The sequence below is a fragment of the Streptomyces sp. NBC_01428 genome, assembly GCF_036231965.1.
Classification (GTDB): domain Bacteria; phylum Actinomycetota; class Actinomycetes; order Streptomycetales; family Streptomycetaceae; genus Streptomyces.
Window position 1 is genome coordinate 4,506,125 of record NZ_CP109499.1, and the last position, 13,747, is coordinate 4,519,871.

Consider the following 13,747-nt stretch of genomic DNA (forward strand, 5'->3'; position numbering starts at 1 on the left):
AGGCCGGCCCGGACGGCGCGCGGGCCCGGGCGGTCAGGGGGTCGGGCCCGGGCCCGGGCCGGGAGTGTCCGGGCCCGCCGGGCGTGCGGGGCCTGCGGGCCCCAGGGTGCCGTGGCTGGTGCGGCGGGGTTCCAGCGGCGGCGCCAGGATCGAGCCGTGGGTCCGGCACTCGGGGCGCCGGCAGTCCGGGGCGGGACGGCGCACGGTCGTGAACGCGAGCACCGCCCCGACCACCAGCACGCCCGCGCACAGCGGCATCGCCCGCCGGAACGCGGCGTCGAAGGCGTCCGCCGAGCGGTACGCCTCCGAGCCCATCCCGGTGAGCACGGGCAGCGCGGCCACGGCGACGAGACCGGCGGCACGGGCCGCCGCGTTGTTGATGCCGCTCGCCAGCCCCGCCCGCCCGGTGTCCACCGAGGCCAGCACGGTCGCGGTCAGCGGCGCGACCAGGGTGACCATGCCGAGGCCCATCACCACCAGCGCGGGCAGCACGTCCGCGACGTACGAGGCGTCCTCGCCGACCCGCAGCATCAGCAGCATGGCCGTCGCGCACAGCAGGGGGCCGACCGTGAGCGGGATGCGCGGCCCGATCCGCTGGGCGAGCTCGCCGGAGCGTGCGGAGAACAGCAGCATCAGGGCCGTGGTCGGCAGCAGGGCGGTACCGGCTTCGAGCGCGGAATACCCCGCCACCACCTGGAGCTGGAGCGCGGTCAGGAAGAAGAAGCCGCCGAAGGCCGCGTAGACGCACAGGGTCACCAGGTTCACGGCCGTGAACTGGCGTGACGCGAAGATGTCCGGCGGCATCATCGGATCGGACCGCCGCCGCTCGACCTGTACGAAGGCCACGCCCGCCGCCACACCGGCGACCGCCGTCACCGGCACGAGCACGGAACCGCTCCGGGCCTCGATCAGGGCGTAGGTCACCAGGGCGAGGGCCGCCGCGCCGAGGACCGCCCCGAGGACGTCGAAGCGGCGGTGCGCCGCGGCCTCCCCGCTCCCGGCCTTCCCCCCGTCGAAGGTGCCGGAGGACTCGGGGACGTGCCGCAGGGCGACGGGCACGCAGACCAGCGCGGCGGGGATGTTCAGCAGGAAGACCCAGCGCCAGCCCGGCCCGTCCACCAGCCAGCCACCGAGGAACGGTCCGACGGCGGCCCCGACGCCGCCGAAGCCCGACCACAGGCCGACGGCCCGGGCCCGGTCGGCGGGGTGGAAGGAGGCCTGGATGATCGCCAGCGAACCGGGAGTGAGCAGCGCCCCGCCGACGCCCTGGAGCACGCGGGCCGCGATGAGGATGCCGACGTTCGGGGCCAGCCCGCAAATCAGCGACGCGGCGGCGAACCACACCACGCCGACGACGAAGATCCTCCGGCGCCCGAAGCGGTCGCCGAGCGAGCCGCCGAGCAGGATCAGCCCGGCCAGCGAGAGCATGTAGCCGTTGACGGTCCACTGGAGCGCGGCGAGGCTCGCGTCCAGGTCACGGCCGATGGCCGGCAGGGCGACGTTGACGACCGTCGAGTCCAGCAGGGCCATGCTGGACCCGAGGACCGTCGTCAGCAGGACCCACTTCCCCGCCGGGGAGGAGATCCGCAGGGCAGGTCCGACGGCGGTGTCGGGTCCGTCGTCCGATGCGTCCCGCTCGGGCACAGCCATACCCCGGAGCATACGGAAGGGCCCGGCACCGCGTGGGGTGCCGGGCCCTTCCGTGTGCGACGAGCGGGCGCGCCCGCGTCCGCGGGCACAGGGCCGCGCGAGCGGGGCGGCGCCTACTTGAGGCGGGTGCCCGTGGAGCGCAGGGCGGCGCAGGCCTCGGTCACGCGCGTGGCCATGCCGGCCTCGGCGAGCTTGCCCCAGGTGCGCGGGTCGTACTTCGACTTGGTGCCGACCTCGCCGTCGACCTTCAGGACAGCGTCGTAGTTGCGGAACATGTGGTCCACGACCGGGCGGGTGAACGCGTACTGCGTGTCGGTGTCGAGGTTCATCTTCACGACGCCGTTCTCCAGCGCGGTGGCGATCTCCTCGGCGGTGGAGCCGGAGCCGCCGTGGAAGACGAAGTCGAACGGGCTCGCCTTGCCGTACTTGGCGCCCACACCCTCCTGGAGGTCCTTGAGGAGCTCGGGGCGGAGCACGACGTTGCCCGGCTTGTACACGCCGTGCACGTTGCCGAAGGACGCGGCCAGCAGGTAGCGGCCCTTCTCGCCCAGGCCGAGGGCCTCGGCGGTGCGCAGCGCGTCGTCGACGGTCGTGTACAGCGAGTCGTTGATCTCGTGGCTGACGCCGTCCTCCTCACCGCCGGTGGGGGTGATCTCCACCTCGAGGATGATCTTCGCGGCGACGGCCTTGGCGAGCAGCTCCTGGCCGATGGCCAGGTTGTCGGCGAGGGTCTCGGCGGAGCCGTCCCACATGTGGGACTGGAACAGCGGGTCGCGGCCCTGGGCGACGCGCTCGGCGGACACCTCGATCAGCGGGCGCACGTAGGCGTCCAGCTTGTCCTTCGGGCAGTGGTCGGTGTGCAGCGCGACCGTGATGTCGTACTTGGCGGCGACGATGTGCGCGAACTCGGCGAGGGCGACGGCGCCGGTCACCATGTCCTTGTTGTGCTGGCCGCCCAGGAACTCCGCGCCACCGGTGGAGATCTGGATGATGCCGTCGCTCTCCGCCTCCGCGAAGCCGCGCAGCGCAGCGTGCAGGGTCTGCGACGAGGTCACGTTGATGGCCGGGTAGGCGAACTTGCCTGCCTTCGCCCGGTCGAGCATCTCGGCGTAGACCTCGGGGGTTGCGATGGGCATCTGTCCGCTCCTTGTATGTGCGGGTCTGCGTACTGCTGCTGCCGTACGACGGGACTGGTGCTATGGCCCTGACCTAGGGGGGCGACGTCATCGTCGGCCCCATCTTTCCAGACGTGCCCGGATGGTCCGCACCCCCTGTCCGGCATGCGGGACCCCACGCCCGGCGGGGTCCCGCGGGGGCGTCGTCAGTCGAGGCCCAACTCGTCCTTGGAGTAGGCGAAGAGGTACGGGACACCGGCGCCCGCCTCGATCTTCTCGGCGGCTCCGGTGGCACGGTCGACGATCGTGGCGACGCCGACGACCTCGGCGCCGGCCTCCCGGACCGCCTGGACCGCTTCGAGGGGGGAGCCGCCCGTGGTCGAGGTGTCCTCGACCACGAGCACGCGCCGGCCCTTGATCTCGGGGCCCTCGACGCGACGCTGGAGGCCGTGCGCCTTCGCGGCCTTGCGGACGACGAACGAGTCGAGCTTGCGCCCGCGCGCGGCGGCGGCGTGCAGCATGGCCGTGCCGACCGGGTCGGCGCCCATCGTCAGGCCGCCCACCGCGTCGTAGTCCAGCCCCTCGGTCAGGTCGAGCAGGACCTGACCGACGAGCGGGGCGGCCTCGCCGTCCAGCGTGATGCGGCGCAGGTCCACGTAGTAGTCGGCTTCCAGACCCGAGGAGAGGGTCACCTTGCCGTGCACCACGGCCTTGTCCTTGATCTGCTGCAGCAGCTCGCCGCGTACGTCACTCATGCCCGCCAGCTTAGAGGCGCCGCCAGCTCCAGGTCATGGTGGCTTCGAGGGGCTCGATGGGGGTGACCAGGCGGGGGTGGGTGTTGAGCCCGTTCGGCGGACCGGTCTGCGGCTCCACGCACACGGCGGCCTCCTGCTCGTCGTAGACGACGGCCCACTCCTCGCGGCTGGTGACCTTCAGCTCCAGCCGCTCCGGCCAGGTGAGGGTGACGTCGACGCCGTCCGGCATGCCGAAGCAGTCGTCCCAGGGGCCCGGCTGCGGGTCGAGGCGGCGGCCGGTGGGCAGGTGGTCGTCGCCGCGCTCCTCCTGCCACGCGGGCAGGAAGTCGACCCGCACGTCCGCGCCGCCGTCGCCCAGGTTCCGGTGGAACCAGGGGTGCCAGCCGATCTGGGCGGGGAACGAGTCCCCGTACGTCTCCACGGACATGGTGACCGTCAGACCGTCCCCGGTGAGGGCGAACGCCTGGGTGACCCGGCCGGGGTGCGGCCAGGGCTCCACCAGGTCGTACGTGATCACGGCCTCGTCGGCGGTGGCGCGGGCGGTCTTCCAGGCGCCGTCGCGGGCGGTGCCGTGGATGGCGTGCGGCGGGGAGTTCAGCGGCATCTGCCGGACGGTCGCGCCGTCGAGGAAGCGGCCGTCCCGGATGCGCCCGCACCACGGGACCATCGGGAAGCACCCGAACTTGGCGCCCTGCCGCAGCAGTTCGACGCCGCCGACCCGCAGACTCCCGATCCGTCCGCCGTTGCCCGGCGTCACGGTCACCTCCGCGTCACCCGCGGTCAGCGTGATCTCTTCGTCACTCACACAGCGACCCTACTGGTCCGCTCCCGTCCCCCGCCGTCCCGTCTCCGGACCCACCGCACACGGTGCGGCGATCGTCCGGGCCGCGTCGCACCTCGGCGCCGCCTGCTCCGAACGACAGGCCTAGCGGCGCCGGCGCAGGGCGCGGGTCACGGCGATGGCCGAGGCCACGGCGATGGCCGCGGCGGGGGCCGCCCAGCGGAGGGTGGCGCGGGCGGCGGTCGCCTCCGGGGGCGGGACGGGGGCGTAGCGGCCACGCGGCGGGGCGTGGTCCACCTCCTCCGCGCTGCGTCCGATCATCGTCCGCCGCGCGTGGGCCGCCTCGGCCATCGCGTCCTCGGCCCCCGGCTCCTCGCCCTCCACGGCGAAGGCCTCTCCCCCGAAGTCCCCGAAGTCGTCGTCCTCGGCCCCCGGGTCGAGCGACGAGGGCGGTACGTCGGTCTCGAAGAGGGCGGACGGCCCGGAACCCTCACCGGGGTCCGCCGCTTCGGTCCGCTCCGCGGCGTCCGTTCCGGCGTCCGGGTCGGGGGCGGTGCCGGCCGGCGGGTCACCCTCCGTCCCGGCCGGCGTGGCGTCCCCGGGCTCACGCTCTGGTCTGGGTTCGCCGGCGGCGGTGCGCGGCTCGGTCCCGGCACGGGGCCGGGCCTCCGGCTCCTCGTTCTCCGCCGTGAGCCCCGCCGTCAGGGACTCCGTGAAGCGGGTCAGCAGCCGGCGGGCCGCCGCGGCGACCGAGTCCTCGGAAAGTTCGGTGAGCCGCCCGTCGGCGGACGCCGTGCCGCCGTAGGCGAGCGTCGTACCGCCCTCGGCGGGCGCCAGACGCAGGGTGAGCGCGAGTTTCACCACGCCCCTGCCGCGCACCTCCGTGCCGTCGCCCTCGACGGCGTACGCACCGTCCTCCCGGGCGGTCAGCCGCAGCGCCCCGCGGTAGGTGATCGTGTGCCCGGCGACACGGACCTTCAGGCGTCCGGCGACCCGGACGGGCCGCGGGTGCGCGGCCCCGGCGGGGTCCTGCCCGGCGTCGGGGCCGGCCGACGCGTCCTGTTGGAGCCCCGGGACGGCGCGGGCGACCCGGACGGGGTCGGCGAGTGCCTCCCTGAGCGGCCCGGCCGGAAACGGAACGAACACCTCATGCTCCATGTCAGCCGAGCCTACCCAGCGCGCCCCGGACCGCACCCGGGTATCACGGGATTCCCGCACCTCCTGCTCAGTCGGAGTACCGCGGGTGCACCAGCGTGGACGGTGCGAGGGGCCGGTGCGGGCGGCTGCGGTCCGCGGCCCTGGCGTCGGCGGCCAGGGCCGCGCGGGTGAGGGTGCGCAGCCGCGGCCCGGAGGCGGGCAGCCGCAGCGGCTCGGCCGAGCGGGCGGCCAGCACGAAACCCCAGTCGCCCGGGGCACCCACGGAACCGCCGGTGGTGCGGTCGGGTCCGGCGGCGAAACCGGAGTCCCGTCCGGCGACCCGGTAGGGCGTGGTGCGCAGACCCGCCGCGCGGAGCGTCGCCTCGACCGTCCAGAACACCCGCTGCCGCCCGTCGAGCGGCCCGGCGTGGACGACCAGACGCCCGCCGGGGGCGAGGACGCGCCGGGCCAGGCCGTAGAACTCCTGCGAGTACAGCTTGGTGCTCGCGGTGATGCCCGGGTCGGGGAGGTCCGAGACGACCACGTCGTACGTCGACGCCGCCCCGCGCAACCAGGTGAAGGCGTCCTCCGTGACCTCGTGCACGCGGGGGTCGTCGTACGCGTGGTGGTTGAGGGCGGTGAGCGCGGCGTCGTGGCGGGCGAGCCGGACGACGTCCGCGTCGATCTCGACGACGTCGAGCCGGCGCACCCCGGGGTGGCGCAGCACCTCACGCGCGGCGAGCCCGTCACCGCCGCCGAGGATGAGCACGCGGGCGTGCGGTCCGTTCATCGCGGGGTGCACGAGCGCCTCGTGGTAGCGGTGTTCGTCGTGGCCGCTGAACCGCAGGCGGCCGTCGAGGAAGAGGTGCAGCGGGTGCCCTCGGGTGCCGCCCGCGAGGACGACCTCCTGGACACCGCTGCGCAGGGCCACGCGCACGTCCCCTCCGTACACGGCGTGCCGCGCCGCCCGCTCGAAGTCGTCGACCAGCACGGCGGCGGAGGCGAGCAGCCCGAGCACGACGACGTTGGCGACGAGCAGGGTCCAGCGCGCCCGGCGGGTCAGGTCCTTGCGGAACAGGCCGAGGACGAGGGCGCCGCCCGCGACCGCGTTGACCGTGCCGGTGAGCAGTGCGCCGGTGAGCTGGCCGAGGAGGGGCAGCAGCAGGAAGGGGAAGGCGAGGCCGCCGACGAGGGCGCCCACGTAGTCGGCGGCGAACAGGTCGGCGACCGCGCCGCCGGGGTCCTGGCGGCGGATGCGCTGTATCAGCTCCATCAGGAGGGGGACCTCGGCGCCGATGAGCAGGCCGATGGCGAGCGAGAAGGCGACCAGCAGCCAGCGGGACCCGTCCGCCCACAGGCCGCCCCAGCCGCCGGTCCAGGCGAACACCGCGTACAGGGCCATCGCGCTGCATCCGCCGACCAGGGCGAGCGCCGCCTCGACCGCGCCGAAGCCGGCCGCGGCGCGCGGCCGCAGCCGTTTCGCGGCGAGGGAGCCGACCCCCATGGCGAAGACCATGACGGACAGCACCACGGAGGCCTGCGTGACGGAGTCGCCGATCAAGTAGGAGGCGAGGGCCACGAGTTCCAGTTCGTACACCAGTCCGCAGGCCGCGCAGACGAACACGCCGGCCAGGACGAGGAACCGGCCGACGCCCGGGCGGACGGGCAGCCGCGCCTGGCCCTGGACGCCCCAGGGCGGCGGCGCGCCGGGTGGGGCAGGCGCGTGCGGTTCGATCACGCTGCGAACGCTACGTCACGGCACCACTGCGCTTCGTCACCCACACGTGTGGAAAGCGTTGCGCTTCATGGCACATGGGCCCGGCGCGGGCATCTTCCCCCCGGACCCGGCAGCCATGCGCGGCCCGCGGCCCGCTTCCTCAGACCCCGGACGCGCTGAGGGCGTCCGCGCGCACACCGACCCGGGTACGCGTCGCGACCAACTGCCCGTCCTGCGGGTACGCGTGCCACGTACGCCAATGGACCTGGCCGTCGTGGCGCTGGGCGAGCATCGCGGTGAAGGCGTGCGGACTGCCGGGGAAGACGCCGGCGAGCCCCTGGGGGTGGTCCGAGACCAGCGCGAGCAACTCCTGGGCGCGGCCCGCGAAGGAGCCGGGCGACAGGACCTCGACGCGGGCCGCGAACTCGTACTCCCAGTCGCCGAACTGCTTGGCCACGCCGAGGGGCAGGGGCGTGCTGCTGCCGGGGATGCAGGCGACGGTCTCCGAACAGCTGCCCCGCTCCTCCTCCAGGAGCACCTGGTGGGACGCGCCGAGCAGTCTCAACTGCAGGTTCGCCCCGTTCAGTTCGAGATCGAGGGTGGCGAGGGCCGGCAGCGGTTCGCGGCCCAGTGTCCAGGCGAGATCGGCCGCGCGCGTGTCGGTGTACGAGGTGTTCAGGGTCGTGAGCATGGGTCGGCTCCGCTAGCACGCAAAGGTGAGGTGGGGTTCCGGCGCAGCCGGTCGGCACCGGGGGAACGGCCCGGTCGGCCCGGCCGGAAGGACTTCCGGAGGACGGTTCCGATAGGACCATCCGATGGACTTCCGAAAGCCTGTCGGCCCAGGGCCGCTTCGGTGATGTACCAGGGCTGCTGTGGTGGTTTAGAGGGAATCATGAACAGTGGCGCCGCCACAGCGTTTTTACCCAACTTCGTAGGGTTTCCATCCCCCCGAGGGCTGCACAGCTCAACTGTTCAACTACGGCGTACGCCCGGGGGTACGGAAGTGCCCGCCGGCAGAGGTCTGCCGACGGGCACTTCCGTGCGCCGGATGCGCGTTCCCCGCGCGGAGCTCAGCTGCCCCGTGTCAGCTGCCTCCGCCGCATCCGCCGCCGCCTCCGCACGAGGACCCGCCGCCGCAGGACGAGCCTCCGCACGACGAGTGACCCCCACAGGAGTGACCCCCGTGGCCGCCGTGGTGACCGCCGGACGAACCGCCCGACGAACAGGACGCGCTGCTGCCGCCGGCCGCGGCCCCGCCACCGGCCCACCAACTGCTGTCACTGCCCCCCGACCCGCTTCCCGAGCGGCCCCCGGACCGGCGCTTGCGCTTGCTGCCCCCGCTCACGGCCTTCACGAACACGACGAGCAGGACGACCGCCAGGATGATGCCGAAGATCATGGCGTCACCCTCCTTTCGTTCCCCCGAAGCGGCCCCCCGTGGGCCGTGCTTCTCGATTCCGGTCTTGCGTGACAGGGGGATGCCCTCACGCGTCACGCCCCAAAGCAGAGTTGAGCAACTCCTGAGCATCCGGAAATGGGGATGCCTCCGGGCGCCGCTCCTCCCTACGGTGGCCCGATGACGTCGATCAAGAAGTTCCAGGTCACCTTCGACTGCGCGGAGCCCGAGCGCCTGGCGCGCTTTTGGTGCGAGGTGCTCGGGTACGTCGTCCCGCCGCCGCCGGAGGGGTTCGCCACCTGGGAGGCGTTCAAGGCCGCGCAGCCGCCCAAGGAGCGGGACGCGTGGTTCGCCTGCGTCGACCCGTCGGGCGTCGGCCCCCGGTTGTACTTCCAGCGCGTCCCCGAGGGGAAGGCCGTCAAGAACCGGGTGCATCTCGACGTACGGGTGGGCACCGGGCTCGTGGGCGAGGAGCGCCTCGCGGCACTGGAGGCCGAGCGCGCACGGCTGGAACCGCTCGGGGCCGTCCACGTGCGGACGCTGTACGACGGCGACGACGCGTGCATCCCGATGCTGGACATCGAGGGCAACGAGTTCTGCATCGACTGAGGGACCGGCCGGGGGACGGGCCGGCGGACCGGCGGGAGGGGCCCGCGGACCCCGGCCCGGCAGGGGTGCCCGTCGGCGGCGGTGAGTTGAGGACTGCGGGGCTTGGGCGGAGGATGGCGCGCATGACCTCCAGCGCGCGACCCCTGTTGAACCGCCGGCTCGCCGAGTTCGGGACGACGATCTTCGCCGAGATGTCCGCCCTCGCGACGAGCACCGGGGCGATCAACCTCGGCCAGGGTTTCCCCGACACCGACGGTCCCGAGGAGATCCGGGAGGCGGCCGTCCGCGCGCTGCGGGACGGCCGCGGCAACCAGTACCCGCCGGGGCCGGGCGTCCCCGAACTGCGCGCCGCCGTCGCCGCGCACCAGGAGCGCCGCTACGGCCTGTCCTACGACCCCGACACCGAGGTGCTGGTGACGGCGGGCGCCACCGAGGCCATCGCCGCCTCCCTGCTCGCGCTGCTGGAACCGGGCGACGAGGTGATCGCCCTGGAGCCGTACTACGACTCGTACGCGGCCTCCATCGCCCTGGCGGGCGGCACCCGGGTGCCGGTGACCCTGCGCCCCGACGAGGAGGCCGCCGCCGACACCCCGGGCGGGGTCCCGCACCGCCGCTTCCGGCTCGACCTCGACGAGCTGCGGGACGCGGTCACCGACCGGACCCGGCTGCTGCTGCTCAACACCCCGCACAACCCGACGGGCACCGTCCTGACCCGGGCCGAGCTGACCGAGATCGCCCGGCTCGCCGTCGAGCGGGACCTGCTCGTGGTGACCGACGAGGTCTACGAACACCTGGTCTTCGACGACGCCGAGCACATCCCCCTGGCCACCCTGCCCGGCATGCGCGAGCGGACGGTCACCATCGGCAGCGCGGGCAAGACGTTCTCCTTCACCGGCTGGAAGGTCGGCTGGGTGACGGCGTCGCCCGATCTGGTGACGGCGGTCCGCTCGGCGAAGCAGTTCCTCACGTACGTGTCCTCCGGGCCCTTCCAGTACGCGGTCGCCGAGGCGCTGGCGCTGCCCGACACGTACTTCGACGCGTTCCGCGCGGACATGCTGCGCAAGCGGGACCTGCTGGCGGCGGGGCTCACCGACGCGGGGTTCTCGGTGTTCCGGCCGCAGGGCACGTACTTCGTCACCACCGACATCCGGCCGCTCGGCGAGTCCGACGGCTTCGCGTTCTGCCGCGCGCTGCCCGAGCGGGCCGGCGTCGTCGCCATCCCGAACGCCGTCTTCTACGACCACCGGGAGGCGGGCGCGCCGTTCGTGCGGTTCGCGTTCTGCAAGAAGGTGAGTGTGCTGGAGGAAGCCGTGGGACGGCTCCGCAAGGCGTTCGCGGGCTGACCGTCGCCCTGCGGGACTGCTCGACGCGTCCCCCACCGCCCCGCCTGCCCGGCACTTTCGCGCCGGAGGCCGCCATTTTCGGCGCTTGCCGCACCGACGGAGGTCGACGTACAATATTCTGTACGTGGAAGGAGGGTCGATTGTGAAGACCATGACGTATTCCGAGTCGCGCGCGCGGTACGCCGAGGTGCTCAACTCCGTCACCGACGACCGCGAAGAGGTCGTCATCACCCGGGCCGGACATGAGCCGGTCGTCATCGTCTCCCTTGAGGACTACGAGTCCCTGAAGGAGACGGCGTACCTGCTGCGCAGTCCGGCCAACGCCCGGCGCCTGCTCGCGTCCATCGACGAGCTGGAAAACGGCGGCGGCATCGTGCGCGAGCTGGCAACCGACGCGTAGGGCCGCGAGTTGAAGATCACCTTCTCCTCCCGTGCCTGGGAGGACTACCTGTGGTGGCAGCTTCAGGACCGGAAGATCCTTAAGCGCATCAACGCGCTCATCGCGGACATCACCCGCAACGGCAACGAGGGCATCGGCAAACCGGAACCGCTCAAGCACGGATTCCAGGGCTACTGGTCGCGCCGCATCAACGACGAGCACCGGCTGATCTACAAGGCCACCGAGGACAGCGTCCTGATCGCACAGTGCCGCTACCACTACGAAAGCTGACGGGACTCCGGGGTCGGGCACAGCACCCTTCTCACAGCTCCTATTTCGACGCCTTCCGAGCGGACATGGTGGCCAAGCGGGACGTCCTGGCGACGGGCCTGGCCGAGGCGGGCTTCGAGGTCTTCCGCCCGGCCGGCACCTACTTCATCACGACCGACATCCGCCCCCTCGGCCCCGAGCTCTCCCACAACGGCGACGGCTTCGCGTTCTGCCGCGCGCTGCCCGAGCGGGCCGGCGTCGTCGCCATCCCGAACGCCGTCTTCTACGACCACCGGGAGGCGGGCGCGCCGTTCGTGCGGTTCGCGTTCTGCAAGCGGACGGACGTGCTGGAGGAGGCCTCGCGACGGCTGAAGGCGGCCTGGTAGCCCGGCCCGGGCGGCAGGAGGGCCGTTTCCTAGCACCGGCGGACGTCCCCGCCCGCGCGCCACGCCGGGCGGCGAGGATGCGCACCCGCACGGGTGCTCCCGGCTCGCGAACCCCCGCTGGGGATCGCACAGTTCGGGTGTGACCCACCCGAACACCGTCGCCCGCCCCGCCTTCGCGGAACCCGCCGGGAGTGCCGTCGGCCCCTCCCGCGGCGCGCGCGCCGGGTGGTCCCCCCTGCTGACCGCGCTCGGGCTGTTCGCCGCCGCGCGCGCGACGGGCGTCCTCGTGCTCGCCGCGACCGCGTGGGCCACCGGCAGACATCCGGCGACGCTGCTCGCGCGGTCCTGGGACTCGCTCTGGTACCTGAGGATCGCGGCGCACGGCTACGGCCGCACCCTGCACCTGCGCCCCGGGGTCGTCTACAGCGACCTGGCGTTCTTCCCGCTGTACCCGGGGCTCGTGCGCGCGGTGACCGCGCTGACGCCGCTGAACGCGAGCACCGCGGCCCTGCTGGTCTCCTGGCTCGCGGCGGCCGTCGCGGCGTGCGGGATCTACGCGGTCGGGGCACGGCTGCGCGGCCGGGCGGTCGGGACGGCGCTGGTGCTGCTGTGGGCGCTGCTGCCGCACTCGGTGGTGCTGTCGATGGCGTACACCGAACCCCTGCTCACCGCCTTCGCCGCCTGGTCCCTGTACGCGGTGCTCGACGGGCGCTGGGTGTGGGCGGGCGCGCTGGCCGCGCTCGCGGGGCTGACCCGGCCGAACGGCCTCGCGGTGGCCGCGGCGGTCCTCGCGGCGGCGGTGTGCGAGCTCGCGCGCCGCCGCGGCAGGGTTTCCCACAGGCTGTGGACGGGCGCCGCGCTCGCGCCGCTCGGCTGGGCGGGCTACGTGCTGTGGGTCGGCCACCGCAGGGGCGACCTGTTCGGCGGCTACTTCGCGGTGCAGCGGAGCTGGGGCTCGCGCTTCGACCTCGGCGCGGGTGCCCTCCGGTCCGTCCGGCACCTGCTGCTGCACGGCGGCCGGTTCGTGTTCCCCATGGCGATGGTGATCGTCGCGGCGGCCGTGCTGCTGTACGCACTGCTGATCGCGGAGCGGGCGCCGCTGCCGCTGCTGGTGCACAGCGGGGTCCTGCTGCTGATCACGCTGGGCGGCTCGGGGTTCTTCGCGTCGAAGCCGCGCTTCCTGCTGCCCGCGTTCCCGCTGCTGCTGCCGCTCGCCTCGGCCCTGGTCAGGACGGCGAGAGCCCGCCCCTGGCACGCGACCCTGGTGGTCGGTGCCCTGGCCGGGCTCTCGTTCGCCTACGGCGCGTATCTCGTCGTGGTCGCGCACACCCCGCTCTAGAGCGTGTCCGCGAGGGTGCGCGAGGGGTGCGCCGCCGCGAGGAGGAGAACTACTCCCCGTCGTCCTCGGGCTTCTCCGCCTCGTTGATCTCCTGCTCCAGGCCGAGCTGCTCGACGAGCCACTTGTCGAACTCGATGGCGGCGCGGACCCAGCTGACCGTGGAGGACACGAAGTGCTCCAGGCTGACGCCGGTGCCGATCAGCATCTGCGCCTCGCCGATCAGGCGGACGGTGCCGTCGTCGTGCGTGTGGCTGTAGACCTTCGGCCACAGGGTGCGGCGGTTCCAGTCGTCGATCGACTCCAGGAGCGCGGGCTTCTCCTCGAGCTGGTGGGGCCGGTCGTAGAACGTCCGCACCGAGAAGACCTGCTGGTCACCCTCGCCGCGGAACATGAAGTACGTACGGAACTCCTCCCACGGCGCCGCGAGGTCACCCTCGTCGTCGACGACGTACTTCAGCTCCATCTGCTCCAGGAGCTGCTTCACGAGGTCCTGATCCGGGACCACGGGGCCCGCGGGGCCGCCGGGCTGCGGCTCGGGCTGGCCCCCGAAGTTCGGAATCGAGGACGGGTCGATGCTCACCGTGTATTTCCCTTCGTACGGATTCTGCCATCCTCCCCCATGCGGGGCGGGGGGTGGCAACCCCTGGCCGGGCCTGTCCGCCGGGGGCTGACAAGATCCGGTCATCCGGGGACATCGGGCCAGGTGGGGATGGGCCACGGGGGTATGCGGGGCGTCGTGACGGCGACGGCGGGATGAACATGCACATGTCGGTCCCGGAGCGGGCGGAGGCCTCGGCTCCGTTCCGGGCGGCCGAGGAGCCGGCCGGTTCCGGACACGCCGAGGGCCCGCGGCACGGAGCCGCGGGCCCT

14 protein-coding genes and 1 pseudogene are annotated in these 13,747 nt (G+C 73.3%); 6 read left to right on the forward strand and 9 right to left on the reverse strand.

What is annotated here, in order from left to right; all coding sequences use genetic code 11:
- Positions 1 to 33: 33 nt before the first annotated feature.
- The 8 genes from OG406_RS19500 to OG406_RS19535 form a co-directional block, all read right to left on the reverse strand.
- The gene (locus OG406_RS19500) at positions 34 to 1,650 is read right to left on the reverse strand and encodes an MFS transporter (RefSeq protein WP_329186910.1); all 1,617 of its coding nucleotides are present in this window, start codon (positions 1,648 to 1,650) and stop codon (positions 34 to 36) included.
- A 113-nt stretch (positions 1,651 to 1,763) separates the two neighbouring features.
- Positions 1,764 to 2,786 (reverse strand): class II fructose-bisphosphate aldolase, encoded by a 1,023-nt coding sequence (gene fbaA / locus OG406_RS19505; RefSeq protein ID WP_164372829.1) that lies wholly within the window; start codon positions 2,784 to 2,786, stop codon positions 1,764 to 1,766.
- A 185-nt stretch (positions 2,787 to 2,971) separates the two neighbouring features.
- On the reverse strand, positions 2,972 to 3,520 hold the full coding sequence (gene pyrE, locus OG406_RS19510) for an orotate phosphoribosyltransferase (RefSeq protein WP_326842714.1): 549 nt from the start codon (positions 3,518 to 3,520) through the stop codon (positions 2,972 to 2,974).
- A 10-nt stretch (positions 3,521 to 3,530) separates the two neighbouring features.
- On the reverse strand, positions 3,531 to 4,325 hold the full coding sequence (locus tag OG406_RS19515; RefSeq protein WP_266615280.1) for an aldose epimerase family protein: 795 nt from the start codon (positions 4,323 to 4,325) through the stop codon (positions 3,531 to 3,533).
- Positions 4,326 to 4,445: 120 nt separating this feature from the next.
- Complete coding sequence (locus OG406_RS19520; protein ID WP_329186913.1) at positions 4,446 to 5,459, reverse strand: carbon monoxide dehydrogenase; 1,014 nt, start codon at positions 5,457 to 5,459, stop codon at positions 4,446 to 4,448.
- A 67-nt stretch (positions 5,460 to 5,526) separates the two neighbouring features.
- The gene (locus OG406_RS19525; protein ID WP_329186915.1) at positions 5,527 to 7,176 is read right to left on the reverse strand and encodes a polyamine aminopropyltransferase; all 1,650 of its coding nucleotides are present in this window, start codon (positions 7,174 to 7,176) and stop codon (positions 5,527 to 5,529) included.
- A 139-nt stretch (positions 7,177 to 7,315) separates the two neighbouring features.
- Complete coding sequence (locus tag OG406_RS19530) at positions 7,316 to 7,846, reverse strand: DUF2617 family protein (RefSeq protein WP_164372825.1); 531 nt, start codon at positions 7,844 to 7,846, stop codon at positions 7,316 to 7,318.
- Positions 7,847 to 8,239: 393 nt separating this feature from the next.
- A complete protein-coding gene (locus OG406_RS19535; protein WP_164372824.1) occupies positions 8,240 to 8,554 on the reverse strand; it encodes a hypothetical protein in 315 nt (104 codons plus the stop codon).
- A gap of 177 nt (positions 8,555 to 8,731) precedes the next feature.
- Here OG406_RS19535 and OG406_RS19540 point away from each other — a divergent pair, with 177 nt between their 5' ends.
- From OG406_RS19540 to OG406_RS19565, 6 genes and pseudogenes are all read left to right on the forward strand, one after another.
- The gene (locus tag OG406_RS19540; RefSeq protein ID WP_266615274.1) at positions 8,732 to 9,160 is read left to right on the forward strand and encodes a VOC family protein; all 429 of its coding nucleotides are present in this window, start codon (positions 8,732 to 8,734) and stop codon (positions 9,158 to 9,160) included.
- A 113-nt stretch (positions 9,161 to 9,273) separates the two neighbouring features.
- Positions 9,274 to 10,503 carry a pyridoxal phosphate-dependent aminotransferase gene (locus tag OG406_RS19545; RefSeq protein WP_266615272.1) on the forward strand — a complete coding sequence of 410 codons (1,230 nt, stop codon included), beginning with the start codon at positions 9,274 to 9,276 and terminating at the stop codon, positions 10,501 to 10,503.
- Between the two features lie 142 nt (positions 10,504 to 10,645).
- Positions 10,646 to 10,903, forward strand: a complete 258-nt coding sequence (locus OG406_RS19550) for a type II toxin-antitoxin system Phd/YefM family antitoxin (protein WP_266615270.1) — start codon at positions 10,646 to 10,648, stop codon at positions 10,901 to 10,903.
- 9 nt (positions 10,904 to 10,912) lie between these two features.
- Positions 10,913 to 11,173: a Txe/YoeB family addiction module toxin gene (locus tag OG406_RS19555; RefSeq protein ID WP_266615268.1), complete on the forward strand. Its 261-nt coding sequence runs from the start codon at positions 10,913 to 10,915 to the stop codon at positions 11,171 to 11,173.
- A 38-nt stretch (positions 11,174 to 11,211) separates the two neighbouring features.
- A pseudogene (locus OG406_RS19560) lies at positions 11,212 to 11,538 on the forward strand (aminotransferase class I/II-fold pyridoxal phosphate-dependent enzyme); the annotation flags it as partial.
- 139 nt (positions 11,539 to 11,677) lie between these two features.
- The gene (locus tag OG406_RS19565; protein ID WP_443067090.1) at positions 11,678 to 12,877 is read left to right on the forward strand and encodes a glycosyltransferase family 39 protein; all 1,200 of its coding nucleotides are present in this window, start codon (positions 11,678 to 11,680) and stop codon (positions 12,875 to 12,877) included.
- Positions 12,878 to 12,926: 49 nt separating this feature from the next.
- Here OG406_RS19565 and OG406_RS19570 read toward each other — a convergent pair whose 3' ends face one another.
- Entirely contained in the window at positions 12,927 to 13,457 is a 531-nt protein-coding gene (locus tag OG406_RS19570; protein WP_081218471.1) for a YbjN domain-containing protein, read from the reverse strand.
- Positions 13,458 to 13,747: the final 290 nt, after the last annotated feature.

Excerpts from the sequence above, each read along its gene's own strand:
- OG406_RS19500 (WP_329186910.1), bottom strand. The coding sequence starts at position 1,650 with ATGGCTGTGCCCGAGCGGGACGCATCGGACGACGGACCCGACACCGCC.
- fbaA (WP_164372829.1), bottom strand. The coding sequence starts at position 2,786 with ATGCCCATCGCAACCCCCGAGGTCTACGCCGAGATGCTCGACCGGGCG.
- pyrE (WP_326842714.1), bottom strand. The coding sequence starts at position 3,520 with ATGAGTGACGTACGCGGCGAGCTGCTGCAGCAGATCAAGGACAAGGCC.
- OG406_RS19520 (WP_329186913.1), bottom strand. The coding sequence starts at position 5,459 with ATGGAGCATGAGGTGTTCGTTCCGTTTCCGGCCGGGCCGCTCAGGGAG.
- OG406_RS19530 (WP_164372825.1), bottom strand. The coding sequence starts at position 7,846 with ATGCTCACGACCCTGAACACCTCGTACACCGACACGCGCGCGGCCGAT.
- OG406_RS19535 (WP_164372824.1), bottom strand. The coding sequence starts at position 8,554 with ATGATCTTCGGCATCATCCTGGCGGTCGTCCTGCTCGTCGTGTTCGTG.
- OG406_RS19540 (WP_266615274.1), top strand. The coding sequence starts at position 8,732 with ATGACGTCGATCAAGAAGTTCCAGGTCACCTTCGACTGCGCGGAGCCC.
- OG406_RS19545 (WP_266615272.1), top strand. The coding sequence starts at position 9,274 with ATGGCGCGCATGACCTCCAGCGCGCGACCCCTGTTGAACCGCCGGCTC.